The 26679-nt window shown below is 70.9% G+C and carries 19 protein-coding genes and 1 other RNA gene; 11 read left to right on the forward strand and 9 right to left on the reverse strand.

What is annotated here, in order from left to right:
- Nucleotides 1-226: 226 nt before the first annotated feature.
- Nucleotides 227-355 (forward strand): DUF6408 family protein, encoded by a 129-nt coding sequence (locus tag ACIO1C_RS10575; protein ID WP_401860792.1) that lies wholly within the window; start codon nucleotides 227-229, stop codon nucleotides 353-355.
- A gap of 68 nt (nucleotides 356-423) precedes the next feature.
- Here ACIO1C_RS10575 and ACIO1C_RS10580 read toward each other — a convergent pair whose 3' ends face one another.
- The 4 genes from ACIO1C_RS10580 to rnpB all read right to left on the reverse strand — a co-directional run bounded on the left by ACIO1C_RS10580 (nucleotide 424) and on the right by rnpB (nucleotide 12397).
- Complete coding sequence (locus tag ACIO1C_RS10580) at nucleotides 424-2538, reverse strand: DUF2075 domain-containing protein (protein WP_401861037.1); 2115 nt, start codon at nucleotides 2536-2538, stop codon at nucleotides 424-426.
- Nucleotides 2539-2717: 179 nt separating this feature from the next.
- On the reverse strand, nucleotides 2718-4628 hold the full coding sequence (locus ACIO1C_RS10585) for a DNA/RNA helicase domain-containing protein (protein ID WP_401860795.1): 1911 nt from the start codon (nucleotides 4626-4628) through the stop codon (nucleotides 2718-2720).
- 221 nt (nucleotides 4629-4849) lie between these two features.
- Complete coding sequence (locus ACIO1C_RS10590) at nucleotides 4850-11614, reverse strand: DUF3320 domain-containing protein (protein WP_401860798.1); 6765 nt, start codon at nucleotides 11612-11614, stop codon at nucleotides 4850-4852.
- 379 nt (nucleotides 11615-11993) lie between these two features.
- Nucleotides 11994-12397, reverse strand: an RNA gene (rnpB, locus tag ACIO1C_RS10595) — RNase P RNA component class A.
- 109 nt (nucleotides 12398-12506) lie between these two features.
- Between rnpB and ACIO1C_RS10600 the strand changes: the two genes are divergently transcribed.
- From ACIO1C_RS10600 to ACIO1C_RS10615, 4 genes are all read left to right on the forward strand, one after another.
- Nucleotides 12507-13298, forward strand: coding sequence for a MerR family transcriptional regulator (locus ACIO1C_RS10600; RefSeq protein WP_401860800.1), 792 nt, complete (start codon nucleotides 12507-12509; stop codon nucleotides 13296-13298).
- A gap of 101 nt (nucleotides 13299-13399) precedes the next feature.
- A complete protein-coding gene (locus ACIO1C_RS10605) occupies nucleotides 13400-14002 on the forward strand; it encodes a hypothetical protein (RefSeq protein WP_401860803.1) in 603 nt (200 codons plus the stop codon).
- Nucleotides 14003-14164: 162 nt separating this feature from the next.
- Nucleotides 14165-14971, forward strand: a complete 807-nt coding sequence (yaaA, locus tag ACIO1C_RS10610) for a peroxide stress protein YaaA (RefSeq protein ID WP_401860806.1) — start codon at nucleotides 14165-14167, stop codon at nucleotides 14969-14971.
- 91 nt (nucleotides 14972-15062) lie between these two features.
- Complete coding sequence (locus ACIO1C_RS10615; protein WP_401860808.1) at nucleotides 15063-15692, forward strand: bifunctional 4-hydroxy-2-oxoglutarate aldolase/2-dehydro-3-deoxy-phosphogluconate aldolase; 630 nt, start codon at nucleotides 15063-15065, stop codon at nucleotides 15690-15692.
- Between the two features lie 71 nt (nucleotides 15693-15763).
- Here ACIO1C_RS10615 and ACIO1C_RS10620 read toward each other — a convergent pair whose 3' ends face one another.
- The 5 genes from ACIO1C_RS10620 to ACIO1C_RS10640 form a co-directional block, all read right to left on the reverse strand.
- The gene (locus tag ACIO1C_RS10620; protein ID WP_401860811.1) at nucleotides 15764-16660 is read right to left on the reverse strand and encodes a GNAT family N-acetyltransferase; all 897 of its coding nucleotides are present in this window, start codon (nucleotides 16658-16660) and stop codon (nucleotides 15764-15766) included.
- A gap of 154 nt (nucleotides 16661-16814) precedes the next feature.
- Nucleotides 16815-18095 carry a bifunctional RNase H/acid phosphatase gene (locus tag ACIO1C_RS10625; protein ID WP_401860814.1) on the reverse strand — a complete coding sequence of 427 codons (1281 nt, stop codon included), beginning with the start codon at nucleotides 18093-18095 and terminating at the stop codon, nucleotides 16815-16817.
- A gap of 9 nt (nucleotides 18096-18104) precedes the next feature.
- Nucleotides 18105-18848 (reverse strand): zinc ribbon domain-containing protein, encoded by a 744-nt coding sequence (locus ACIO1C_RS10630; RefSeq protein ID WP_401861039.1) that lies wholly within the window; start codon nucleotides 18846-18848, stop codon nucleotides 18105-18107.
- Nucleotides 18845-19681 (reverse strand): Nif3-like dinuclear metal center hexameric protein, encoded by an 837-nt coding sequence (locus ACIO1C_RS10635; protein WP_401860816.1) that lies wholly within the window; start codon nucleotides 19679-19681, stop codon nucleotides 18845-18847. Before ACIO1C_RS10635 ends, ACIO1C_RS10630 begins: the two co-directional genes overlap by 4 nt.
- Nucleotides 19682-19751: 70 nt before the next feature.
- Entirely contained in the window at nucleotides 19752-20804 is a 1053-nt protein-coding gene (locus tag ACIO1C_RS10640) for an ABC transporter substrate-binding protein (RefSeq protein ID WP_401861042.1), read from the reverse strand.
- 208 nt (nucleotides 20805-21012) lie between these two features.
- Here ACIO1C_RS10640 and ACIO1C_RS10645 point away from each other — a divergent pair, with 208 nt between their 5' ends.
- From ACIO1C_RS10645 to ACIO1C_RS10670, 6 genes are all read left to right on the forward strand, one after another.
- Nucleotides 21013-22254: a hypothetical protein gene (locus tag ACIO1C_RS10645; RefSeq protein ID WP_401860819.1), complete on the forward strand. Its 1242-nt coding sequence runs from the start codon at nucleotides 21013-21015 to the stop codon at nucleotides 22252-22254.
- A 218-nt stretch (nucleotides 22255-22472) separates the two neighbouring features.
- Entirely contained in the window at nucleotides 22473-22652 is a 180-nt protein-coding gene (locus tag ACIO1C_RS10650; RefSeq protein ID WP_401860821.1) for a hypothetical protein, read from the forward strand.
- 271 nt (nucleotides 22653-22923) lie between these two features.
- Nucleotides 22924-23835, forward strand: coding sequence for an ATP-binding cassette domain-containing protein (locus ACIO1C_RS10655; RefSeq protein ID WP_401860824.1), 912 nt, complete (start codon nucleotides 22924-22926; stop codon nucleotides 23833-23835).
- Nucleotides 23835-24563 carry an ABC transporter permease gene (locus ACIO1C_RS10660; protein WP_401860827.1) on the forward strand — a complete coding sequence of 243 codons (729 nt, stop codon included), beginning with the start codon at nucleotides 23835-23837 and terminating at the stop codon, nucleotides 24561-24563. Before ACIO1C_RS10655 ends, ACIO1C_RS10660 begins: the two co-directional genes overlap by 1 nt.
- Nucleotides 24560-25978 carry a sensor histidine kinase gene (locus ACIO1C_RS10665; protein WP_401860830.1) on the forward strand — a complete coding sequence of 473 codons (1419 nt, stop codon included), beginning with the start codon at nucleotides 24560-24562 and terminating at the stop codon, nucleotides 25976-25978. Before ACIO1C_RS10660 ends, ACIO1C_RS10665 begins: the two co-directional genes overlap by 4 nt.
- 53 nt (nucleotides 25979-26031) lie before the next feature.
- Nucleotides 26032-26673 carry a response regulator gene (locus ACIO1C_RS10670; protein WP_401860833.1) on the forward strand — a complete coding sequence of 214 codons (642 nt, stop codon included), beginning with the start codon at nucleotides 26032-26034 and terminating at the stop codon, nucleotides 26671-26673.
- Nucleotides 26674-26679 lie beyond the last annotated feature (6 nt).

A 26679-nucleotide genomic window follows, 5' to 3' on the forward strand; every position in this document is an offset into this window, starting at 1 on the left:
GGGCGGGCCTCACGACCACCGGAATTGATCTTTGCCAACTGGCCCTTGCGCTAGTGTGGTCACCCGCTGCGCACCTTCCCGGAGGGTACGTCGGCGGTGTTCCAGGTGCCGATTCCCGGCGTTGAGCGACGAATGGTCTCCACCGTGTGTTTCGCGCGGTGTGACTGCGGATGCCCGGTAGGGCGATCCCTGCCATTCCCAGCTCACCGCTCAGGAGTGGAAACCGATGAACCCCGTTGAGTACAACCTTGCACGTCGTGACCGGATTCGTCAGATTCTGGTCGACGTCGCGGTGCAGGTCGTCGTCAGTCTGCTGGTGACGGCTCTCACCGCGGCAGCGCGCCTGGTCTTCTGACCGGCAGGTGGCGGGCCCGGGAGCCCGCCGCTCCACCTGCCCGCCACTCCACCTGGCGGTCCAGCGCCTCAGAAGAGGTGCATCTCTCCGGGTGGCGCGTTCCTCTGACGCTTCCTGCGCCGACGCCGTCCTCGGCCCGGACGGGGCAGATGCGGTTGTCGTGCCTGCTCCGGCAGATTTTCCCAGGTGGGGCGCAGCCCGTGAATCTCGACACCGCCGACGAGACTCTTCAGGTAATTCCGGGTCTCCTCGTCTGTGGAATAGAGCACGGTCGCCCGGCTCGCCCGGGTCATCAGCACGTGGTACGCATGGCGGACAAGGCGGGCGAACTCCTCGTCGTCCACACTCTTCGGCCTCACCTTGGGATCGAACGACCCGGGAAGGCCCACTCGCTTGACGCCCGTCTCCTCGTCCACCCTTTCCTTGCCCCGGCGGAACACCCAGCTGTCGCCCCGTCGCACCATGTCCTCGCCCATGATCACGCCGCACCAGTCCCACTCCAGACCTTGCGCGGTGTAGACACAGCCGATCTGGCCGAGGCCGTCCTTGTGTACGGACCAGATCTTGGAGGGCGGCACGGTCTTGTTCTCGCAGAAAGACTCACTGTCCGCGTTCCAGGGCCGGTGCCACTCACCGATCCGGACGTCCGGCTCGAGCCGCTTCTCCTTGCCCAGGGGCTTCGTCCAGGGCCAGCAGTACCCGGCGACCATGCGCGCGGACGCGCCCGCCCGCGCTTCGGAATGGATGATCCGCTCGAGTTCCTCCGGGCTGTCCGCGACCTCGACGTGCATCAGTCCGTCCGGGGTCCACAGCTCCGGCTCCGTGCCGGACACCCCCAGCGCGCCCCTCACCCAGCGGATGTAGGCGTCGCTGCCGCCGCACCGGAACTGTTCGCGCAGGCGGTAACGGACCAGGCTGGCGTCGTAGCGCCGTGCCGCGTCCTCCACGAGAGCGGTGGTGCCGACCTCCTGCGGGCGTACGGACTGCCCCTCGTCGAGAAAGAACACGGTCAACCGGGAGGCGTCGAGAAGCTCGTCCACCTGAGGCTTGGTGCCCCAGTCCTCCGGCTTCCAGAAGCGGTTGGTGGAGCGGTTGCGCAGACGGTGGGCCTCGTCGCAGATCAGCACGTCCAGTGGTGGATCGGGCGGGGTGACGAAGTTGCTGAAGTAGGTGAAAGACTCCTTGAACTCCCGGTCGCCGTAGCCGACATGCTCCTGCAGGGCACCGTTGAACGCCCTGCTGCCGCTCGCGTACTTGACCGTACGGCCTTCCGCCTCCAGTTCAGCCTTGAGCTGCAGGCCGATGGCACTCTTGCCCGTACCGGCACCCCCCGTGACCAGGAACACCACCCGTCGCTCGTCGGGGAGGAGCGCGGGCTGACGGGGATCGGGCAGCACCTTGGCGGCCGTGTCGAGGATCTGGTCCGCGACCTTCTTCTGACGGCCGCGCAGGGTGAAGACCGTGTCCTCGCCACTGGAGCGGATCATCGCGTCGAGCAGGGGGGTGTTGCGCAGACCCATGCTCCGCAGCAGAACCTCGGCCGCCGAGTCGGCGCCGTCGGCGGCGAAGCTGCTCCGCAGGTCCGACAGCAGTTGGGCGCGGCGGTCGTTCGTGTAGACGCGAGCGTAGGAACCGGTCGGCGCGTCCACGCCGATCAGCGGGAGCACCGAGGCGTCGGTGGCGTTGTGCAGATAGGCGAAGCCGCCACACTCGAAGTCCAGTCCGTACAGCGGACCTCTGTCGCTCGTGAACGCCTCGTAATATTCGTGCAGTTGGAGCGCCGGATGCTTCTTCTCGCCCATACCGGGGACATGCACCAGCTCTGCGGTGGCCCGCTCCACCCGGGTCACCGTCGACCATCGCTTCAACTCGACGAGTTGAATGGAGAGCCCGTTCTCTTCCGGATGTTGGCCCACAAGGACGACGTCGATGAGCCGCGGGTCCCCGGGGCGGTCGTTCTCGTCGAGCGTGGCCGCGCACTCGACGACCATCTCGACGTTCCCTCGGCCGGCGGCGACCAGATCCTCGGCGAGGTGTACCAAGCTCTCCGCCCAGGCGGAACGTTCGGTCAACGAGGCGTCCGTGGTGAGGAAGTGCTTCCACCTCGCGGCGAGGTGGGGCACCATACGGCGTCTTGAGTTCAGGTGTAGCAGATCCCGCGCCGCGAGTTTGAGCAGGAGCATGGACACGAGGTGGATCCCCCAGGGCACGAGTGACTCGTGCGGATGGGGGGCGTGTCCACAAAGGGAAGCCCGTCGGGCCGCAATAACGTCTGGAATCCTAAATGAAGTGTTCGCCTCACCTGACACGGGTGAGGCATCGGTCGGCTCGAAGCACGGACATCATGGCGGACGTCACCGGCTCATCTCCCCACAAGCGGCTCCTCGACCGCGGAAGCCCGTGACTTCGGTCGGCCGAGTACCAGTTCCCGAAGCTTCTCGCGGGTCTCCGCGTCGGCCGAGTACACGATCGTGCCGACCATGCCCCTCGTCAGCAGCACCTTGTACGTATTCCGAATGAGACGGTCCACGTCGCTGTCGGGAGTGGACTTGTTGAACACCGGGTCCTTGGACGCGGTGCGGTCGGTGATCCAGCGGTTGCCCCGCCAGACCAGGTCCGGGCCGACGATGACGCCGGACCAGTCGTACTCGAACCCCTGGGCGGTGTAGACGCAGCCGATCTGCCCGAAGCCCGCGGGATCGGTGGCCCAGAGCGCTGACGGGGGTGCGCCGGAGACCGACCGGTCCCCCCGCAGGTTCCAAGGCCGGGCCCAGCTCCCGATGACGACATCGAGAGCCAACGGCTCGCCGGGCTTGGGCTCGGGGGACCATCGCCAGCAATAGCCCGCGGACATCCGGGCACCGTACCCCTCGGCCCGGCGGGCGACGAGGAACGCTTCCAGCTCTTCGGGGCTGTCGGCCACGAGCAGGCGCATGCGGTCGTCAGGCTCCCACACGACCGGTCCACCCGGCTCGAGCCCGAGAAGCCGGACCACCCAGCGCAGGTAGGCGGCGCTGCCTCCGCAGCGGAACTGGCTGTCCAGAGGGACGACGTGGCATTCGATATCCCGTCTGGCCGCGGCTTCTCGGATCTCGTCCACGGTGCCCATCTCACCGGGACGCACCACCTGGTGTTCGTCGAGGAAGAAGACCGGCACGCTGGCGACGTCGATGAGTTCATCGATCTGGGGCTTGGCGCTCCGCAGTGCCGCGCGCGTGTAGCGGTTGACGGAGGTTTCCCGGATACGGTGTGCCTCGTCACAGATCAGAACCTTCAGACTGTTCTTGTCCGCGGTCATGAAACTGTTGAAGTACTTGAAGAGATCCTGGACTTCCCGCTTCCTGGAACCGGCCACCTTGCGCATCGTCTTGGTGAACGACTGCGAGCCGGTCGCGTGGACCGCGGCAATACCCCTCCGGTACAGCTCGCCGAGCAGTTGGAGGGCGATCACGCTCTTGCCGGTACCCGGGCCGCCGGTGACGATGACAATTTCCTTGTGGTCGGCATCCTTCGCCCTCTCCACCGCATTGAGCACCATGCGGTAGGCGACCTGCTGCTCGTCCAGGAGGACGAACTGCTGTCGCTCCCTCACTTCCTGGGCTGCCACGGAGATCAACTGCTTCGACGGCACGGTGGCGCCCGCGAGCAGTTCGTCGGCCGCATGAGCACCGGGATGTTCGTCGCTCAGCTTCGACCGGAGATACTCCAGGAACGCACCGCGGCGCTCCCCCGTGAAGAGCAGCCCCTGCCCGTCGCGCTCGATCTCCCGCAGTCCCGCCACCCCGGCCTCGGTGGCGTTGTGCAGGAAAGCCAATCCGTGAATCCGCTTGGCGTGCCCGGCCACCGCGCCGTTGAAATTGACCAGGTAGTCGCAGTATCGCCGCACCTGCTCGACCGGATTGAGCACCGGGTGTGCGTAGGCGTCGACATCGCACAGGGTGGGGTCGTCCTCGTGCGGAGCGGCCTGACTCCACTGCTTGAGCTCCACGACGACGTAGGACGGCTCCCGCGTGACCGGGTGCAGTCCGGCGAGGACGACGTCGGCACGCTTGCTGTTCAGCGGTAGCGCGTACTCCAGCATGACCTCGACATCGCCCAGGCCGGCGTCGGTGAGCGCGGCGGTCAGAAGAGGGATGCTGCGCTTCCAGGACCGCACCTCCGCCGTCCCGGGCCCATAGCCGTGCGTGTGGACGAACTGGTCCGTGAGGTGCAGGAACAACGAACCGTCGAGTGCCATGACGGCGACCGTCGTCGCGGAAGCGCGGAACAACAAGGACTTCCCCCGGGCAGCACGAAGAGACTCGTGCGGGTGGGGGCCTGTCCTTCGAGACTCCACCGGAGTGGAGCGGAAGCCCGTCGGGCCGCATTGATGACGTGTCCGAGACTACCGGGCGGTACTCACCGTCGTACCGATGGTCACCGATGACGGGCGGGGGCCTCGCCCGGTCCACTCTGCGGCCCTCCGACAACACGGGGAGAGCCCAGCGCAACGGATCAGGAATCCACGGCGGGCATCAGGCCGTTCTCCGACTCTGTCAAGTCTCCTGCGGCGATCAACGCGTCGGTGTCACCGGTCAACGCGTCCCGGATATCGGGGCCGAGCCGTGTCCAGCCAAAGAAGCGAGCGGCCTCCCGCAGCAGATCCTCGCGATGCACGCCCGGTCCTTCGTCGACCACGCTTCTGAGTACGAGCCGCCGCTCCGCCGCGGGGACCTCCGCCACTCGTCGGGCGCACCGCTCCGTCGGCGTGCGGGCGAACTCCGTCTCGTGGCCGGGCCCGTCATAGGCCGTACCGACGTGGACGATCTTGCCCTGCTTGAGCAAGCGGCGAAGAGCTCGGTCGATACGGTCACGAACCACCGGGCCGCTTCGTCCGAGGCCCCACGCGAGACGGACCCGGGTGTAGATCACCTCTCGCTCGACGGGCCCTTCCACCTCGACCACACACAGCGCCACGTCCGACACCACGTCGAGGGCAGCGGGATCCTGCAGTTCCACGCCCCCCATGCCTCGCCGGCTGCTCGACCTGTCGCGTACCTCTGCCAGCAGGTCGGGGTTGACCTCCTGATAAGGACGGCTCCAGGGCGCGGGGCCGACGTCGACCGTGACAAACTCCACTCGCGGGACTGCCAGGCCGTCCACCACTTCCCCAGGCTCCCCGCCGTCCGCGCTCGGCGGGCCGTCCACTATCTCTGCCGTACTGCCACCGAGGTTGCCGTCGCCGCCACCCGCCACCACGGGCGGCACCACTCGTACTGAATGTGGATCTTCGGCGCACACCGCCTCCACAGCGGCCCGCAGCCGCGCCATCGCGTCTCGCCGGTTCCGATACCAGTCCGTGCCCCAGATTCGGTGCAGCCGCCAACCCAGGTCGCGGAGAACCGCCTCCCTGAGCCGGTCGCGGTCCCGAGCCGCCCTCGAGGAGTGATACATGGCGCCGTCGCACTCGATGCCCAGCGCGTACGTGCCGGGCGCGCCCGGGTGCCGTACCGCCATGTCGATGCGGAAACCAGCGACCCCCACCTGAGGCTGGACCTCGTATCCCCAGCCTCGCAGGACGTCGATGACCTCCTCCTCGAAGGGGCTCTCCGGAGCCGCGTCAGGATCTGCGGCGGCCTCCGTCTGGAGGACGCCGGGGCCGTGCTGGGCGTACTGCAGGTACCGCTTGAGGTGCTGCACGCTCTTGTTGGCGCTGTCTGAGAGATCCCCTCCGTGGAAGGAGGCGATGACCTCCATGCGGCGCCGAGCTCGGGTCACGGCCACGTTGAGACGTCGCCAGCCGCCCTCCCTGTTGATGGGCCCGAAGGTCGACAGCAGCTTGCCCCGCTGGTCGGGACCGTAGCCGATGGAGAGGATGATGACGTCACGCTCGTCGCCCTGGACGGTTTCGAGGTTCTTGACGAAGAACCCGTCGAGACGCCCCTCCGTGAAGTGGTGGTCAAGGTCCGGGCGGGCTGCTCTCGCTTTCTGCACGGCCTCCTCGACCGCCTCCGCCTGCGCCTTGGAGAGCGCGACCACGCCGAGGGTGTGCTCGGGGCGGGTGTCGAAGTGGTGGATGACACGCTGGGCCACCTTCGCGGCCTCGAGCGGGTTGTTGCTGCTTCCGCCTCGGTCGTAGACGCCGTCGGCCTTGATGAACTCCACGCCGATGTCCGGTCCCTGTTCCAAGGCGCCCGGGAACGTGACCATGGAGTTGTCGTAGAACTCGTGGTTGCTGAAAGCGATCAGGTTCTCGTGACGGCTGCGGTAGTGCCAGCGCAGGGGGAGGCCACGCAGCACGCCGCTGGCTTTGCACATGTCGAGAATGGACTCGTAGCCGTCGGTGGCGTCCTCGTCCCACTCGTCCCCGTCGTCGCTGTCGCCGGTCGCGGTGAAGAACGAGGTCGGCGGCAGCTGCTTCTGGTCGCCCGCCACGATGAGTGCCTTGCCCCGGTAGACGGAGTTCACCGCGTCCTGGGGCAGCACCTGGGATGCCTCGTCGAAGACAACGACGTCGAACTCGAAGTCGGGTGGGAGGAACTGGCTGACCGTCAGTGGACTCATCATGAAACAGGGCTTGACCAGCCGTACGACGTCGCGGGTCTGCTGCAGCAGGTGCCGTACGGGCATGTGCCGGCGCTGTTTCTCGGACTCGCGGCGGAGCACGGCGGCCTGGCCGACCGATGTCCTGCGAGGGCGGCGGGAGTTGCAGGCGGCAATGACCTCGGCGTGTGCCGCCGCCACCAGGTTCTGGTCCGCCCTCCGGAAGCGCTCCACCAACTGGTCACGTTCCACGGCCCGCATTGGCTTCAGCCTGTGGTCGGTCGCGAGCTGGTGCTCGACCCAAGCGGTGAGCACCGCGCGTTCCATGGCGGCGGGAAAGCCGTCGGCGGAAACCTCGCGGCGAGCGAGCTGCTCCGGCAGCCCGTCGAGGTGGTAGCGACGCAGCAGGGTCAGTGCGTCGGCGCAACTCGTCCATGCTTCCGGGCCGAAGGGGTCGCGGTCGAGGCGGGAGAGGATGGACTGCGCGGCGGTGAGGGATTCGGCGAGCTGGTGTCGCAGCTCTGCTGCCCGTTCAGGATCGAAATGCGCGGCGAGCGCTTCGCGCTGACGGCTCCAGTCGCTGGTTCGGGCCGCGACGGAAGGATCGGTCGGCGCGGCCAGCATCAGCCGGGCCGCCGTTGGCGCCAGGGGCGCGGAGTGAACGCCATGTGCGGTTCGACGGACCTTCTGGGCCCAGTCAAGGCCGTCCAGAACTGCATCGCGGTCTGTCTTGGTGCCCTGGTAGAGGGAACCGAGAAGGCTTTGGTACGTGGCGTCGTTCTCCGCGAAAGAGGACGCGGCGGCACGGGCGGAGACGACGGAGGACACCGCTTCCCTGGCCCGTGACAGGGTGAGGCCCGTTTCCTCGTCCATGACGCGGGCGGTCGCACGGATGAGGTCGGCCGCGTCCTCGAAGGGCTCCACGTGTGCGCGAAGCCAACTCGCCGCCCGTTCAAGGGGGCGGGAGGCGAGTGCTGTGCCGACGCCCGCGACATGGGACTGTCCGGTGTACTCCTGCCACAGGTCCAGGTCGTGGCGGATCTGCTCGGTCTGCGCCAGGAGTTCACGTGGTTCGGACCGGCCGTCGGCCAGTACTTCGACGAGGCTGGTCCGTCGTATGGGTTCCGCGAGTGTGTCGGGTGCCAGAAGGGCAATCAGCCGGGCGGAGTCCAACGCCGCCTGCAAGGCCTCGGAGTGAGGATCTCCAGCCGGGGCGTACCGGCCCAGCAACTCGCGCTGTTGCTCGGTGGCGTACGGACCCGGTTGCTGTCGTGTCAGGTCGAGGCCGCGGCGCAGGAGCTGCCCCATGGGCGTGTCGCCCGTCACCCCGTGCGGCGCGGCGTCGTGCAGGTCGTCCGCCTGCGTGTCGAGGCCCCGGTACCAAGGGCCGAGAAGATTGCGGTCGCGTACGGCCTGAGCGGCGAACGCGGCGGTCTCCTCCTGTGCCGCGTGCGCGGCCGTGACCGCTGTGCGCGCCGAGGCGAGCGTGTGCTCGGAACCGGGGCCACCGTCCCGCCGGCCGACCGAGGCGACGGTGTCCAACAGTGCGACGGCCTGTCGCAAAGGAGCGAGGTGGGCGCGCAGCCAGCGGGCGGCGTCGTGGAGCGGCCGCTTGGTCAGGTCGGCCGCATGCGGCGCCAGCGCAGGGCTGTCCAGATTCCTCCGCCACGTGTCGAGATCGCCGCGCAGCATCGTTCCCTGCTCGACGAGTGCGGGTAGCGGCTCTCGGCCGTCGGCCAGGTGAGTGGTGAGCAGGCTCCGGCGGTAGGGGTCCGCTACGGTCTCCGGCGCGAGAGCGTGGACCGCTTCAGCATGCGCGAGTGCCTGGCGCAGTGCGGTGACGTCGGGCAATGCCGTGCCCCGATACCGGCCGATCAACTCGGCGTGGGTCTCGGCGAGTGACCGCAGCTTCCGGTGCGCGGCCCACCAGGCGTCGGCGACCGGAAGCTTGTCGTAGAGCTCCCCGCGCCACGAGCCGCCGTACGTCAACCCGGCCACGGCCTTCCGGTCGGCCCGGACACCGCTGGAGAGCATGCCGCTGAGTCCCTGGCGGCCCTGCGTGAGCCGGCGGACCACCTCGGGCAGTTCGGGTGTGGAGACGACTTGGGGCAGGAACGTGTCGCGCGCCGCTTCCTCCGCCGCAGCCAGGTCTTCAGCTGCAGCGGAGATCTCCGCGACGGCTGCCTGGACACCGGGAAATGCCCGGGGATCGAGCCATGCTTCGAGCGTGCGATCCGGGGCCGTGGCCAGCTCCAGGAGCGCGGCCAAATCCTCCGCCTCGGATGTCGCCTTCGGCCGGTCACACCCGAGGCGCTTGGCCACCGTGTCGGCGTGCTGGGCGGCTCTCTCGAGCGTGTCGGCGAGCAGGTCGAACCGCTCGGCCAGCTCTGCGGCCCCGCGGCCGGTCAGCGACGCGATGTCGGCGCCAGGCGGTTCCAGCGCGCCGAGGGCCTGCTCGTTGAGCGGTCGCCCGGGACTCACTTCCCGACGCAGTTCGGCCCACCCCGGGCCCGCGTGGTCCGTGGCGAGAGCCTGGGCGGCGACCACCTGGTCCCGTCGCGCGAAGAAGTTTCTCAGTGCGTCGGCGGTGGCCTCGACCGCCGCCTCTTCCGCCCGCGCGAAGCCTTCAGGGACCAACCACTGCTCGAGAGGACGGTGTTCGGTACCGGCTACGGCGAGCACGTCACACAGATGACGAGCTTCCTTGAGGCCGCTCGGATTCGTGAGCCCCGTGAGGTGGCTGATGCCGGTGAGGCTCTGCATGGTCCGCTCCAGCACACCAGCCGTCGCGTCGAACTCCCCGGCGAGCACTCGCGCCCGCTCTTCCGTGAGTCGCGCGAGGTCCAAACCGCGTGGAGCCATCGCCGAGAGCGCCTTCTCGGCTTCCCCCGGTACAGCCGTCAGCCTGGTGGACAGCTCCTGCCAGCGCTCGCCCACCGTCGCGCGGACGGCCCTGCTCGTACGCTGCACCTTGCGCAGTTCCGCCAGGAAGGCCTCGGCCCGGTCGTCCACCTCGTCGGCGAAGGCGTCCGTGGTCAGCCACGCTTCCGGCACAGGACTCCGTACGTCGAGCAGCCCCAGAAGCGCGATCAGACGGTCGATTCCGCCCTGGTCCGTGACAGGCACTCCCCCGGGCGCGAGATCTTGATACCGGTCGACCGCCGTCGCCAGCGCGTCCCGCGCCGCCTGCGCCTGCTCCAGCACAGGACGTGGATGAGGCAGGCCAGCTCGCAGGCCACGCCAAGGGAACAACGGATCGGCGACCGCCTCCCAAGCCTCGGAGATGGCTTCCGTCGCCTCTACGATCAGGCGCAGGTCCTCGTCACTGAGCGTCTCGCCGCGAAAGGCCGCCCCTGCCCCCGTGGGCGTTGTGTCCCCGTGGCTCAGATAGGCCACCGGCGCCTCGGACAGTTGGCCGACCCGGCCGAGCACGTCGTGCAAGGTCCGTCCCAGCGGGTCACGTACCTCGTTCATCGCCTCGGCGTAGGCGCTGAGCGCGAGGCGCAGATCCCTCGCCTGGGCCAAGGTCTGCTGTGACAGTTGCGGTGCGCGCGGCTCTTCCGCGAGAGCCCGACCCAGCTCCTGCGCCACCGCTTTGCGGCTGGTGTTGTGACTGTGGAGGGCAAGGGCGTACGAGTCGAGTCCGACCGACTTCAGCCGGTCGAGAACGACGTCGAGGGCTGCCGCCTTCTCACTGACGAACAGCACGCTGCGGCCCGCGTGCATCAGACCGGCAATCATGTTCGTGATTGTCTGGCTCTTGCCGGTGCCGGGCGGACCGTCCAGGACGAACGACTGTCCGGCCACGGCCGCGGCGACGGCCTGCCGCTGCGAGGAGTCGGCGTCAAGCACCAGCGGACTGTCCTCGGGCGGGCTGAGTTCGTCGATCCGCTCGAGCGCGATCTCCTCGAAATCGAAGCGGTCCGACGCGAGTCCGGAGTTCGTACCGAGAGCCATCGCTCTTACGAGCTCACTGCCGAGGACGCGATTCTCGTTGTCGAGCAGATCCTGGTACATCGACTCCTTGTGGGAGGCGAAGAGTGCGAGCACCACTCGATCGGAGATCTGCCATCCGGCCTTGCCCTTCACCGCGCGAGCCGCGGCGGAGAGCACTGCCTGCAGGTCCGAAGGGTCCTGTTCGCCGACCGGCGTCCAGTCGATGTGGAATTGCTCCAACTTCACCCTCAAGGCGGGGTTGAGCCGGGGTTCCTCGTCGTCACTCGCCCTGAGGCGGATCCGGCCGTTGCGGGCGCGTTCAATGACCACCGGCATCAGGACCAGGGGGGCATCGCTGCCCGTCTCAGCACCGTCCTCACGCCAGCGGAGCATGCCGACGCCAAGATTGAGGGTCCACAGCCCATAGTCGTTGAAGATCTGTGTCGCTTTGCCGCGCAAGCTGTTCAACGCGCGTAAGAGGGCGGGGGCGGTGGCCTTCTGAGTGACGATTCCGTCGACACGGTCGCCCTTCTTCGCGAGAACCACATCACCTGGTCGCATGCCGTCGTCGGCCTGTGGTTCCTCGTCCGGGAGCGGCGCGAAGTCCCAGCCGCGCGCCAGGCCTTTGACGAGTTCCTGCGTGGATGGGGTCGTGATCTCCAGCGTCGCCGATTTGGTGTGACGAAAGTTGAGCAGCCTGTTGCGGCCGCTCAGGTCCACCAGCGAGGTGCGCCAGCTCTCAAGCATCGCCTTGAGGCGGTCGAGTTCCTGGCTGCCCCCGAAGTCACCCGAGTTCGTCACGTTGGCCCCTGATGTTGTCGCTTCCGGGCCGACGGAACGGCTGCATCGACGGCAGTCCCCTCTGCCACCGACGCAAACGCGGCACCGGACGTCCGTTCTGTCCTGGTGACCGCACAAGTCCCGCTGATCCCCCCTGAACGCGAATCCTACGGTCACCACACCGAGGCGCGGAGCGGTAACTACGGAACGAATGCTCGGTGTTCACGAAGCCGCGGCGTACCCGGCGCTGCCCGAGAGCAAGAAAATGCGCTTGACAGCCCCTCGGTCCCGCAGCCCGCGCCGAACAGGCGTTTCCACACGGCAGCTAGCGCCCGAAGGACCGGAATGGGCCTCCGTCGCAGATCAGAGGCCCTCCCCGACGAAAAGCCGCAGATGGCGGCAGACGAGTCGGGCTGTACGCCGGGTTCTGTCGCCCGGTCGCCTCGCGGCGGCCGGGGAGACGGCCATCCATCTAGGACCGGCGTTGCCGCCGGCCTCGTGCGGTCTACCCGCGGACATCGGGCGGGCAGCCCTCAAGCGTCCGCGCAGGGTCTCGTTCTACGGAGGCCCCTCTTGACCTTGCTCCGGGTGGGGTTTACCTAGCTGCCCAGGTCGCCCTGGGCACTGGTGGTCTCTTACACCACCGTTTCACCCTTACCGGGGGCCGAAGCTCCCGGCGGTCTGTTTTCTGTGGCACTGTCCCGCGGGTCACCCCGGGTGGCCGTTAGCCATCACCCTGCCCTGTGGAGCCCGGACGTTCCTCGGCAAGATCGGAGATCTTGACGCGGCCGTCCGCCCGGCTCGTCTGCCGTGTTGACCATGTTACCCGCCGTGCGGGCGGGTCCTCGCCGGGCGGGCCCCGCACGCTTGAGCTGCTTGACCTTGTCGCGGCGTCAAGGTTTCTACTGGACGTATGCGGATCGGAGAGATCGCCGCGCTGGTCGGGGTCACCCCACGGGCCGTGCGGCACTACCACCACCGGGGCCTGCTGCCCGAGCCCGGGCGCCGGGCCAACGGCTACCGGGAGTATTCGGTACGGGACGCCGTCCTGCTGGCCCGGATCCGCCGGCTGACCGAGCTGGGGCTCGGTCTGGACGAGGTACGGGACGTGCTCGCCGACGACGCCGGGCGTGAGCTGGCGGAGGTGCTCGCGGAGCTGGACGCCGACCTCGCCCGCGAGGAGCGGGCGATCCAGGAGCGGCGCGCCAGGCTCGCCGAGCTGATGGCGGGCCCGCTGTCCGGCGGCGCCGTCCCGGTCTCGCCCGCGTTGGCGCGGCTCCTCGGGACACTCCCGGCCACGGACTCCCCGTCGGCCGCCAAGGACCGGGAGCTTCTCAGTCTCTTTGACACCGCGAGCGGCGACAGGCGCGTGTACGAGGCCCTTCATCCGCTGGCGCACGACGCCGGAACGCTCGCGCTCTACCGGCGGTTGGACGACCTCGCCGAGGCGTCGCGCGACGATCCGCGGATCCCGCCGCTGGCCGCCGCGATCGCGGCCGCCGTGCCCGACACGCTGATCGACACGATCCCGGCGGAGGGGCAGCCGATGGACGCGGGCTTCGGCGCCGCCCTGCTGGCCGACTTCGCCCCGGCGCAGGCGGAGGTCGTCCGCCGTCTCATGGAGACGTTGGCCGAACGGGTGCGGGAGCGGGAGCGGGAGCGGGCGCGAACAGGTGCAGTGGTGAAGGGAGTTGGGGACGCGTGAGGTGGGGGCGTGGTGGGGCGGCGGTGCGTTTCAGGGGCGGGTCTGGGTCCGGTGGGAGCGCGGTCTCCGTGCGGCGGCTGTTTCTGCATGAGGTAGGGGGCGTGGGCAGCCTGGTCCGTTGGGTCGGCCGGCGCACGCACGGGGTACGCGGCGGCGACCGCGCTGTCCCGTACACCGGGCCGCAGACCGCGATGATGTACGGGATCCTCTTTGTCACGGTCGTCGAGACCGTGGCCCTGACCGTCCTGCTGACCCCGTGGCCCCTCGTACACCGGATCTTGCTCGTCCTCGACTTCTACGCCGTACTGACCGTGCTGGCGCTGCACGCCGGGTGCGTGACGCGGCCCCATGTCGCGGGCGTGGACGGCTCGTTGAGGCTCCGGTACGGCGTGCTCTTCGACCTCCTCATCACCCGCGACCGGATCGCCTCGGTGCGGGTCGAGCGGCGCTATCCGAGCGGGGGGCTGATTCAGTTCGCCCCGGCCCAGGACGATGGCGCTGGCGACGGCGACGGCGACGGCCATGGCGATGAGGGGGGTGTCCTGGACCTGGTGGTCGGCAGCCAGACGTCCGTACGGGTGGAGCTGACCGAGCCGGTCACGTTCGTACGGCCCCTGGGCCGCACGGGCCGGGCCCGGGTGATCCGCTTCCACGCGGACGAGGCAGAGGAGCTGGTACGGGTCTTGCGGGCCGCGCACGCCTGAGGACGCGGCGCGGGGCGGGGGCGCCGCGAGGCCCACGGGCGACAGAACCCGGCGTACAGCCCGACAGGGCGCCGTACGGTCCGGAGCCGCGCCACCCCCGCCCGTCGCCTACCCTGGCGCGCGGGGCACCCCCCGTCCCGTACGTCCCGAAGGAGAACCCCCGTGCTCGTGCTGCTCCCCCCGTCCGAAGGGAAAGCCGCCGCCGGGCGCGGCGCGCCGCTGAAGCCGGAGTCCCTGTCGCTGCCGGGTCTCGCCGGGGCCAGGGCCGCCGTACTGGACGAGCTGGTGGAGCTGTGCGCGGCCGACGAGGACAAGGCGCGCGACGTGCTCGGCCTCACCGAGGGGCTGCGCGGCGAGATCGCGAAGAACGTCGGTCTGCGGACGGCGGGCGCGCGTCCGGCCGGGGAGCTGTACACGGGCGTGCTGTACGACGCGCTCGGCCTCGCCACCCTCGACACCGCCGCGAAGCGCCGCGCCGGGAAGTCGCTGCTGGTCTTCTCCGGGCTGTGGGGTGCCGTACGGATCGGCGACCGGATCCCCCCGTACCGCTGCGCGATGGGCGTCAGGCTGCCGGGCCTCGGCGCGCTCGGCACGTACTGGCGGACGCCCATGCGGTCCGTCCTGCCCGAGGCGGCGGGCGACGGGATGGTGCTGGACCTGCGCTCGTCCGCGTACGCGGCGGCGTGGAAGCCCGAGGGCGCGCTCGCCGGGCGCACGGCGACGGTACGGGTGCTGCACGCGCAGACCGACGAGGCGACCGGGGTCGAGAAGAGGTCCGTGGTCAGCCACTTCAACAAGGCGACGAAGGGCCGGCTGGTCCGGGACCTGCTGACGGCCGGGGCCCGGCCCAGGACACCCGCGAAGTTGGCGGAGACGCTGCGGGACCTGGGGTACGTGGTGGAGGCGACGGCTCCGTCGGGTGCGGGGCGGACGTGGGCGATGGACGTGGTGGTCAGGGAGATCCACTGAGGGGACGGCGAACTGAGGGGGTGCCTCGCCGTGCGTTGCACGGTTTGCAACGCTCGTTGCGTGGTGTGCGCACGCGGGGCAGGATGACGCCATGACCTCCCCGCTCGACCTCGCCCCCGTCATCCCCGTGGTTGTCCTCCACGACGCCGCCGACGCCGTCCCCCTCGCCCGCGCGCTGGTCGCGGGCGGGCTGCCCGCGATCGAGGTGACGCTCAGGACACCGGCCGCGCTGGACGCGATCCGCGCGATAGCGGCGGAAGTGCCGGACGCGGTGATCGGGGCGGGCACGGTCATCACCCCCGCCGGTGTGGCCGACTCGGTGGCGGCGGGCGCGCGCTTCCTGGTCAGCCCCGGGTGGACCCCGATGCTGCTGGACGCGACGCGGGAGTTCGGTGTGCCGTTCCTGCCGGGGGTGTCGACGGCGTCGGAGGTGGTGGCGCTGCTGGAGTACGGGGTGACGGAGATGAAGTTCTTCCCGGCGGAGGCGGCGGGCGGCACCGCGTATCTCACGTCGCTGAGCAGCCCGCTTCCGCAGGCCCGTTTCTGCCCGACGGGCGGCATCACGGCGGAGTCGGCGCCGGAGTATCTGGCGCTCCCAAATGTCGGGTGTGTCGGTGGTACGTGGATGGTCCCGCCGGACGCGCTGGCGGCGAAGGACTGGGGGCGGGTGGAGGCGCTGGCCCGGGAGGCGTCGACGTTGCGGTTGACGCGGCGCGTCTGAGTCGTGTGTTCCGTTGGGGGGGCTTTGCGGGTACGGGTGCGGCCGGTGGTCGGTGCGGCTTACTGATGTCCTCAATCGCCGGACGGGCTTGAATTGGCGCCCGACGGGCCGGGATCGGCGAAGTGCAGCAGGGTGAAGTCCTCCAGCGGGCGGTAACCCAGGCGCTCGTAAAGGGCGTTGCTCGTCGGGTTCGCCGTGTCCGTGAAGAGCAGGACCTCCTGCGCGCCCGCCTCGCGCGCCGCCGCGCTGATGGCCGCCGTCGCCGCCGCCGCGTATCCGTGGCCGCGGTGTGCGGACGGGGTGTAGACGGGGCCGACCCGGACCTGGCCCGCGACGAGGGGTGAGGTGCCCGCGAAGGACACCGGTTCGCCGGCGACCTCCCAGAACAACAGGCGGCCGTCCGCCACGCGTTGGGCCGTCGCCGCCGAGTGGTCCGTCCCGGCGGGCTCCCCGATCTCGGCCGCGAACGCGTTCACCCACTCCACCGCGAGCGCCACGTCCTCGTCCGTCGCGAACCGGGCACGGCCCTCGGGGGCGGGGCTGGGCGGCCTCAACTCCCCCAGCCGGAAGAGCCGGAGGCCGGTCGCGCTCTCCGCGGGGCCCGCCGCCCACTCCCCGGCGAACGCCCGCACGATCTCCGTACCGCCCTGGACACCCCTGACCGGACCGCCGGCCGCACGCAACGCGCGGGCCAGCGCCGACGCGACCTCCGGGGTCATCGGCCCAAGGATCGGCAGGCGCGGCGGTGTCTGGACAAACGCACCCGTCACCTCCGCCCCCGCCCGCTCCCGCCACCACCCGAACCGGGCGGGTGCGACGGGCGCGGCCCCTGCCGCGGCGGCCGCCGAGCCGTTCCGCAGCAACTCGCTCACCGTCAGCAGCAGGGTGTTGCGCGCCGCGTCCCGCGCGAGGTACGGGTCCGCCTCGCGCCTGAACTCCTCGACGTCCTCTGTCAGTTCCCAGGTCATGACGTCATGGTGTGACGACCCGGGCCGACTCCGCACCTCGTTTTCCCGCCGGCCGGCGGGGACGACCGGCAGCGGCGCGGCCCACCGAGCGCGCCCCACCCGACCGGACGGGTGCCGGCGGTCCTGACCGGTCGCCGCCCACCCCGGACCCCCGTCAGCGCAGGTGCGAGGTGTCGTTCAGCAGCCTCAACGACGCGTTGCCGTCCGCGTAGTAAGCCACCACCGACACCGACGCCGCCGACAGTTCCATCCGGAACAGCGACTCGGGCGGTGCGCCCAGCGCCAGCCGTACCAGCTCCTTCACCGGCGTCACGTGGGTGACGACCAGGACCGTACGGCCCGCGTACCGGCCGAGGAGGCGGTCACGGGCCGCCGCGACCCGGCGGCCGACCGTCGCGAAGCTCTCGCCGCCACCCGTGGGGGGCACGGTCGGTGAGCTGAGCCAGGCGGCGAGGTCGTCGGGGTAGCGCTCCCGTACCTCCGCGAACGACATCCCCTCCCAGGCCCCGAAGTCCGTCTCGCGCAGGTCGTCCTCGATCACGACGTCCAGGCCCAGCCGGTCCGCCGCCGCCTGCGCGGTCTCGCGGCAGCGCAGCAGCGGCGACGAGACGATGTCCTGGACCGTGCCGCGCGCAGCGAACGCCGCGCCGGCGGCCTCCGCCTGCCGGCGGCCGGCCGGCGACAGCTCGGGGTCGGTGCCCCCGCTGCCGGAGAAACGCTTGCTCGGGGTGAGCGCCGTCTCGCCGTGCCGCAGGAGGACGAAGGTGGCGGGCGGTCCGAGGTCGGCGGACCCGCCCCATCCGGTTGATTTGTCCTTCTCGGCGTCCGCCGACGTATCCACCGACGCGTCCGCCGACGGGTCAACAGGCGCGTCCACACGTGCGTCACCCAGCGCGTCCTCGGACACGGGCCCCGGCCCCGCCGCCAGCCCCGCCGCCGATCGCGCCGCGCCGGCGTCCAGCGCCGCCGTCGACGCCGAGGCGTCCCACTGCCTGCCCCGCTTGCCCGCGTCCATCGCCTCGTTCGCCAGCCGGTCCGCGTGTTTGTTCTTCTCGCGCGGGATCCACTCGTACGTCACCCGGTCCGCCGGCAGGATCCGCGCCGCCTCCGCCGCCAGCGGCTTCATGTCCGGGTGCTTGATCTTCCAGCGGCCCGTCATCTGCTCGACCACCAGCTTGGAGTCCATCCGGACATGCACCCGGGCCTCCGGGTCGAGCGCCTTCGCCGCCGTGAGCCCCGCGATCAGGCCCTTGTACTCGGCGACGTTGTTCGTGGCGACACCCACGTACGCGGCCGCCTCAGCGAGCGCCTCGCCGGTCCGGGGGTCGAGGACCACCGCGCCGTACCCGGCGGGCCCCGGATTGCCCCGGGAGCCGCCGTCCGCCTCCACGTAGAAGGTGGGCGTGGGCGAGGGGTCCGTTCCTGCCGTAGGCACTGTCATCGGCTAGAGGCCCGAGTCGGCGGTACGGACCAGGATGCGGCGGCAGTTCTCGCAGCGCCACACGGCGTCGCGCGGGGCCGCCTTGACCTCGTTGACCTCGGTGATGTTGAGCTCCAGCTGGCAGCCCTCGCAGCGGCGCCGGTAGAGGCGGGCCGCGCCCACCCCGCCCTGCTGGGTGCGCAGCTTCTCGTACAGCTTGAGGAGGTCGGCGGGGAGCGTCCCGGAGACGACCTCGCGCTCCTTGGTGGCCGTCGCGGCCTCGGCGTCCAGCTCCTCGGTGGCCGCGTCGCGGCGCGCGATCGCGTCGTCGGTCTTGGCCTGGACGGAGGAGACACGTTCCGTCAGCTCGGTGACCCGCTCCTGCGCGGACTCGCGGCGCTCCATCACTTCGAGGACGACGTCCTCCAGGTCTCCCTGGCGCTTGGCGAGCGAGACGATCTCGCGCTGGAGGTTCTCCAGGTCCTTGGACGAGCTGACCGTGCCGGAGTCGAGGCGCTGCTGGTCGCGTACGGCGCGCTGGCGCACCTGGTCGACGTCCTGCTCGGCCTTGGTCTGCTCGCGGGCGGTGTCGCTCTCCTCGGTCTGGGAGGCGACGAGCAGGTCCTTCAGCTGGGCGAGGTCCTTGGTGAGCGACTCGATCTCGGCGTGCTCGGGCAGCGAGGCGCGCTTGTGGTCGAGCTGCGACAGCCGCAGGTCGAGGGCCTGCACGTCGAGGAGACGGATCTGGTCGGCGGGGTCGGCGTTCAGTTGGGGGCTCCTGAGGAGAGGTGGGCGGACCAGGGGTCGGTGACCGTCTTCGAGACGTGGACCCGCAGGTCCCAGCCGTGGCGGTCGGAGATCTCGTCGAGCTGGGCGGCGGCCTGCTCGCACCAGGGCCATTCGGTGGCCCAGTGCGCGGCGTCGACCAGTCCCAGCGGCGAGTGGTGGGTGGCCTCGGAGACCGGGTGGTGGCGCAGGTCGGCGGTGAGGAAGACGTCCACACCCGCGGCTCTGACCTGGTCGAAGAGGCTGTCGCCCGAGCCGCCGCTGACGGCGACGGTACGGACGAGCGCGGCCGGGTCGCCGGCGATCCGGATGCCCTGCGCGGTGGCGGGCAGCCGGTGGGCGACACGCGCGGCGAAGTCGCGCAGGGTGGCGGGCCGGTCGAGTTCACAGATCCGGCCGAGGCCGCGGCGGCCGGCGGGGTCGGTGGGATCCGGTACGAGGGGTCGTACGATCCGCAGGTCCAGCGCGCCCGCGAGGGCGTCGGAGACGCCGGGGTCGGCGCTGTCGGCGTTGGTGTGCGCGACGTGCAGGGCGATGTCGTGCTTGATGAGGGTGTGCACGACACGGCCCTTGAAGGTGGACGCCGCGACCGTCGTCGTACCGCGCAGATAGAGCGGGTGGTGCGTGACGATCAGCTCGGCGCCCAGCTTCACGGCTTCTTCGACGATGTCCTGGACGGGGTCGACCGCGAACAGGACCCGGGTCACGGACGCGTCGGGATCACCGCAGACCGTGCCGACTGCATCCCACTGCTCGGCCCGCTCGGGGGGCCAGAGGGTGTCGAGCGAGGCGAGGACTTCGGACAGTCGGGGCACGGGGAAAGGCTACCTGCCCGCCGCGCCCCGCCGACCATGCCGTGGGAGGGCCCGGGAGAGCCACCCGCGATCACTTGGCGAGGTAGCCCCGCAGGTCGTCCAGGACCAGGTCCGCCGCGGTGACGCCGAGGCCGAGGTACCACGTCTCGTCGTCGACGTTCTTGACGTGGCCGCTCTTCACGGCGGCGAGGTTCTTCCACAGCGGGCTGGAGGTGGCGGCGGCCTCGTCGGTCTTCGACGGGTCGCCGAAGGTGGCCCAGAAGATCCAGTCGGCGTCGGCGTCGTCGATCTTCTCGGGGCTGATCTCCACCGCGAGGTCCTGGATCTGCTGGTTCTCGGGCCGCGGCAGGCCGGCGTCCTTCAGGATCGTGCCGATGAACGAGCTCTCCGCGTAGAGCCGCAGCTGTCCCGGGCGGAAGCGGACCATCGAGATGGTGGGCTTGTCTGCGCCGAGGGCCGTGTCGAGCGCGGCGACCCTCTTGTCGTAGTCGGCGAGCTTGGCCCGGGCCTCAGCCAGTTTGTCGAGCGCCTTGGCGTTGAGGAGGTAGTTCTCCTTCCAGGTGAAGCCGGGCCGGATGGAGAAGACCGTCGGGGCGATCTTGGCCAGTTCGTTGTACTTGTCCGCCGCGCGCAGCTGGCTGCCCAGGATGAGATCGGGCTTGAGGGCCGCGATCGCCTCCAGGTTGAGGCCGCTGATGGTGCCGACGCTCTTGGGGTCGCCGGCCTGCTTCACGAGGTAGGCGGGCAGTTTGTCGCCCGGCTGGGTGGCCGCCCAGCCGACCGGCTTGACGCCGAGCGAGACAACGTTGTCGAATTCACCCACGTCCAGCACGACCACCCGCTCCGGGCGCGCCTCGATCACGGTCCTCCCCATGGCGTGGGTGATCGTGCGCGGGAACTCACCCGGCTTCGCGTCCGTCCCGAAGGCCGCGGTCTTCTTCGCCGCGCCGGCGAAGTCCTCACCGCCGGTGGCGACGGCGGCCTTGCCCGCGGCGTCGGCCTTGGCCCCGGCGGCGGGGCCGTTGTCCGAGGACGCGCCGGAGGAACCGCTGCCGCACGCCGCGAGGGTGAGGGCGGCGGCGAGAGCGACCACGGCGGCTGCGCCACGGCGTCGCACGGACAGTCGTACGGACATCTGTGTGCTCCTGGGGGGAGAGAAAACGATTCGCTTAGGCGAGCCTTACCTTATCCACGGCGACCGCCGACAGCACAACCACCCCCTCGATCTCAGGCGAATCACCCCATCGCCACCCTTATGCATGAAGAGACGGGTCTCGCGTTGTTCGGCAGGAAGTGCGATGGCTAGTTTCATCGCCGGAGGTGACCAACCGATGACGGTCTGTGCCATCGAGAAGGCGACGGGGGACGGAGCGGTACGGCGCAACCCGTTCGCGATCACGGCGGACGGGGCCTACGCCGCCCGGCTGGCGCTCGGCGAGGGCGGAGCCGACGCGTGGTTCGCGGAGCGCTGGACGCTGGACGGGCACGAGCCCTACGCCGTGCCGCTCCCCCTCGACCAGCCGGAGGAGCCGGACACGGACGTGGTCCCGCTGACCGACGGGCGGGTGCTGGTACGGCGGCGGGTGGCGGACCGGCACGCCTTCTCGCTGCTGTACCCGACGGGCCCCGGGACGGGCCAACTGCCCCTCGGCTCCCTCGCGTACGAGGAGGGTCAGGACGCCGGGGAGCTGACGGTCCTGCCGCCGTCGCCGGACGGCCGCCGTGTCCACGCCCTGCGGGCGGGCGCCCGTACGACCACGGTCTGGCAGGTGGCGGGCGGCACGTCCGGCCCCGAGCGGGTCGCGGAGGTGGCCGGCCACTGCTCGGGGGGCGTCTGGCTGGACCGTACGGGACGGTTCCTCGCCCTGGACCGTGAGCGGGACGGGGTGGTGAAGGCCGTGGCCGTCGACCTCGAACGGGGCGGCGAGGTCACGGAGTTGCTCCGGATCACGGAGGAGAGCAACGACCGGCTGGTGCTGGCGGATCCCGACAGCGGGCTGCTGCTGATCCGGTCGGACGCGGCGGGCCACGACCGGCTGGGCTGGGGGGTGTGGGGCAGCGAGCGGCCGGTGCGCTTCCCCGAGTGCCTGCGGCTGGCGGACTGCGCGGTGACCCCGTTCGCCGTACAGCCGGGGCAGGTGCTGATGCCCGAGAGCTGCGCGGTGGCGCTGCGGATCGACGGGGCGGCGGGCAGCTGGCTGGGCGTGTGGCGCCCGGCGGGCCGTCAGCTGCATCAACGGGCCGCCCCCGAGGGGTGGTTGGCGGGGGCCGGACTGTGGACCCCGGAGGGTGGGCTGCGTCTGCCGTACGCGACGGCGGCGGTGCCGTGCGGGGTGGCACGGCTGACGGCGCCGACGGATGTCCTCCGGTTGCCCGGGTCGGGACCGGGACCGGGGTCGGGGTCGGAGTCGGGACCGGGACCGGGGTCGGGGTCGGAGTCAGGACCGATCACAGAACCGGCACAAGCGGAACGCTCCGACGGGGAACCATCCGGCGCCTCCGGCACTCCTGTGATGTGCAGGCCGGTGCCGTTGCAACAGGCGCCGCTCACCGGCCGTGGGGCACCTGGCTGAGTCCGGTCCTGAGGGCGGGCCTAGACTTTTGCGGGGGCTACGCAGCCGAACCGGCCGAACGCTGTCGGTGACCGTGGTGTGCGCGCGTGGTGGGGAAAGTGACCGCGTGGTGTGGACAGTGACCACGACTCCGCCGGGGGCGGTACGGGGCGGTCGGCTCCTGCGCGTACCAGCGGAACGACCTGACCAGCAGCGATCACGACGGGGTGACTTCCCACATGTCTGAAGCCCGAACCGACACGACCCAGGAGCGGCCGGTCCCGCGCGGAGCGGCCGACCACCGGGGCGACGACGGCGGCATCGGAAAACACCGAGGGGGCGCGGCTCCGACGGAGGACTCGGCGTCTCCGGCGTACGGACGGCACCGCCGCCCGGAGGAGAACAGCAGGGCGGCCTGAACGAGCGTCCCGGGAGGGGCCGTCGCACACCGGCAGCGGTGGGTGGCGGCCCCTCCGTGTGTCCGGTCGGTGTGCGCCGGATCCGCCAAGTGACATATGTACTGCCCGAGTCCGTACATGCGCCTCTGCCGGAGCCGTACCCGCGCTCCGTAGCGTCGTAGCCATGACGCGGACAGCAGGACGGACAGCGGAACGGGCGGCAGTACGAGCGGCAGTACGAGCGGCAGAACGGGCGGCTCCGGAGCGGACCGCCAACTCGCCCTCCACCGCCGTGAGTTTCACCGGTGTGGTCAAGAGCTTCGGTATGGTACGGGCCGTCGACGCGGCCGATCTCACGATTCCGCGCGGCGAGACCGTCGCGCTGCTCGGCCGCAACGGCGCGGGCAAGTCCACCGCCATCGCGCTGCTCCTCGGCCTGGACGAGCCGGACGCGGGGACCGTACGGCTCTTCGGGCAGACGCCCGCGCGGGCCGTCGCCGCCGGGCGCGTCGGTGCGATGCTCCAGGACGGCCGGCCCATCCGCCGGGTGACCGTACGGGAGTTGGTGGCGTTTGTCGCGAGCACCTTCCCCCACCCCCTGCCGGTGGACGAGGTGCTCGCCCTCGCCGGGCTCACCGGCCTGGCGGGGCGGTGCGTCGACAAGCTGTCCGGCGGCCAGGCGCAGCGGGTCCGGTTCGCCGTCGCGCTGGCCGGCGGCCCCGAGCTGATCGTCCTGGACGAGCCGACCGCCGCCCTCGACGTGGAGGCCAGGCGGGCCTTCTGGGACTCCATGCGGGCGTACGCCGACCGGGGCAACACCGTCCTCTTCTCCACGCACTACCTGGAGGAGGCCGACCGGAACGCGGACCGGATCGTCGTGATCGACCGCGGCAGGGTGGTCGCGGACGGCACCGGCGACCGGATCAGGAGCGCGGCCGGCGGTCACCTGGTGTCGTTCGACCTGGCGGCCGGGGACGCGCGGGATGCCGGCGGTTTGGGGCTGTTGCCCGGTGTGGTGTCCGTCGAGATACGCGGGGACCGGGCCCTGCTCCGTACCGACAACCCGGACGCGACGGTGGTCGCCCTCGCCGCCCGGGGGTGGATCCGCCGGCTCGAAGTGACCCCGGCCACGCTCGAAGACGCCTTCGTCGCCCTGACAGACAGCCCCCTTACCCACCCCAACCTCACGAAGGAGACGGTGTGATGCGTGCCTACATCGCGCTCGAAGTGCGCAGGACCCTGCGCGACCCCGGCTTCCTGATCTTCGGCGCCGGCGGCCCCGTCCTGATGTACCTGCTGTTCACCAACATCGGTGTGGACAGCGATTCGGCCGCCATGGAGTGGAAGATCTCCTCGATGGTCGGCATGGCGGCGTACGGCGCGCTCGGCGCGGCGGTGTCGACCGGCACGGGCATCGCCGAGGACAAGTCCCAGGGCTGGCTGCGGCAGTTGCGCGTCACGCCGATGTCACCGCGCCGGGTGGTGGCCGGCCGGGCGCTGAGCGCGTCGGTGACCGTCCTGCCCACCCTGCTGGCCGTGCTCGCGGCGGGCGGCCTGGTCAACGGCGTACGCCTCGATCCGTGGCAGTGGGCCGCGCTGGTCGTGCTGCTGTGGGCGGGCGCGCTGCCCTTCACCCTGCTCGGCATCGGGAACGGCTACCGTCTGTCGGCCCAGACCACGGGGGCGGTGAGCATGGGCTCGCTGATGCTGCTGGCCGTGATCGGCGGGCTCTGGTTCCCGATCGACGCGTTCCCGGACTGGCTGCGGTCGGTCGCGGCGTACACCCCGGCCAACCGCTTCGCCGACCTGGGCTGGTCCACCACGACGGGCCACGCCCCGGGCGTTGTCACGATCATGGTGCTGCTCGGGTGGCTGGCCGTGTTCGGTTCGTACGCTGTGCTCTCGTACCGCAGGTCAGCGAGGACAGCATGAGGCCGACGCAGCCGAAGCCGGCACAGACCACCGGCGAACCGCGCTACGAGCGGGGCAGGCCCGGGCCGCCCAGCGGGTACACCCTGCTGCCCTGGCTGCTGCTGGGCCTCGGCTCCTTCTCCAACCTCGTCCAGGGAAGGACCTCCAACGCCTGGATCGCCGGCGCCGGGCTGCTGGTCTTCAACTCCCTCTACATCGCTGTGGTGTTCCGGTCCTTCGTCCCGTCCAGGCGGAGCACCCCCACCACCTGGTGGCTGCTCGGCGCGATGGCGGTGCCGACCTTCGGCCTCGCCGCCGGGTACGGCGACAGCTGGCTGATGTTCTTCCCGCTCTTCGGACTGGCCTGCGGGAGCGTGCTGCGCGGCCGGCTCCTCGGCTTCGTGGGTTTTCCGCTGACAGCGGCGGCGGCGGTCGTCTCGGCGTACTACGAGGGCTGGGACGCGATCACCATCGCGTACGGCACGTTCATCTCGATGATGGTGACCGCCGCGATCCTCACTCTCGCCGAGACGGTGGGCGAACTGCGCGCCACCCGGCAGGAGTTGGCCCGCTCGGCGGTCGAGCAGGAGCGGCTGCGGTTCTCCCGCGACCTGCACGACCTGCTGGGCCACACGCTCTCCGTGATCGTGGTGAAGGCGGAGGCCGCCCGCCGGCTCGCGCCGCGTGACCTGGACTCGGCGCTGACGCAGGTCTCCGACATCGAGTCGGTGGGCAGGCAGGCCCTGACGGAGATCCGCGAAGCCGTCAGCGGCTACCGCGAGGGCAGCCTCTCCGCCGACCTGGACCGGGCGCGCTCGGCCCTGACGGCGGCGGGCATCGAACCGCTCGTACGGCTGTCGGGCCCGCCGCTGGAGCCGCAGACGGAGGTGCTGCTGGGATGGGTGGTACGGGAAGCGGTGACCAACGCCGTACGGCACAGCTCCGCGACCCACTGCGTGATCGCGCTCGACGGCTCGGCGGACCAGGTCCGGCTGGAGATCACGGACGACGGGGTGGGACCCCTTACCGACCTGGGCGACCTCGCCGGTCTTTCCGACCTCGCCGATCCTTCCGGCCTCGCCGGCCTTTCCGACGGTCCGGAGGACGGGCCGGCGGACGGGCCGGCGGACGGGCCGGCGGACGGGCCGGCGGACCGCCCCGCGTTCCACGGCGGTACGGGCATCCGCGGCCTGACCGAACGCCTCGCGGCGGCGGGCGGCTCGCTGGAGACCGGCCCGGCGGGCGCCCGGGACGCCCCGGCGCGCGGCTTCCGCGTGACGGCCGTACTCCCGGTGGACACCTCGGCGAAAGCCACCGCCCCGGCCGCCTCAGGGGCCGCCGACGGGGACGCGGACCGGCGCGACGGCAGGTGGAAGACGGCACGCGCGCGCCTGAAGTCCCCGGGCGGGCCGCCCGGTTGGTCCCGGGGCTGCTGACCGGGTCCGTCACCAGAGGCTGACGGCACCGCCTTCGCCCTACCCTGTTGGCCGTGACGGACACGCCGCAGGACCACGGCCCGGCCCCGAAGGTACGGCTCCTCCTCGCCGAGGACCAGGGGATGATGCGCGGCGCCCTCGCGCTGCTGCTCGGGATGGAGGAGGACATGGAGGTCGTCGCCCAGGTGGCCACCGGGGACGCCATCCTGGGGGCCGCGCTCACGGCGCACCCCGACGTGGCCCTGCTGGACATCGAACTGCCGGGCCTCAGCGGCCTCGACGCCGCCGCCGAGCTGCGGGACCGGGTGCCCGGCTGCCGGGTGCTGATCCTGACCACCTTCGGCCGGCCCGGGTATCTGCGCCGGGCCATGGAGGCGGGAGCGGCGGGTTTCCTCGTGAAGGACGGCCCGGTCGAGGAGTTGGCGGGCGCGGTCCGCCGGGTACTGGCGGGCGAGACCGTCATCGATCCGGCGCTGGCCGCCGCCGCGCTGAGCGCGGGGCCGAGCCCGCTCACGGCGCGCGAGCGGGACGCGCTGAACGCGTCGGCCGACGGCGCGACCGTCGCCGACATCGCGGCGAAGCTGCACCTGTCCGAGTCGACCGTACGGAACTACCTCTCGTCGGCCATCGGCAAGACGAGCACCCGCAACCGCATGGAGGCGGTACGGGCGGCCCGCCGCCAGGGCTGGCTCTGACAGCGG

This window comes from Streptomyces sp. NPDC087420 (genome assembly GCF_044744165.1).
GTDB lineage: Bacteria > Actinomycetota > Actinomycetes > Streptomycetales > Streptomycetaceae > Streptomyces.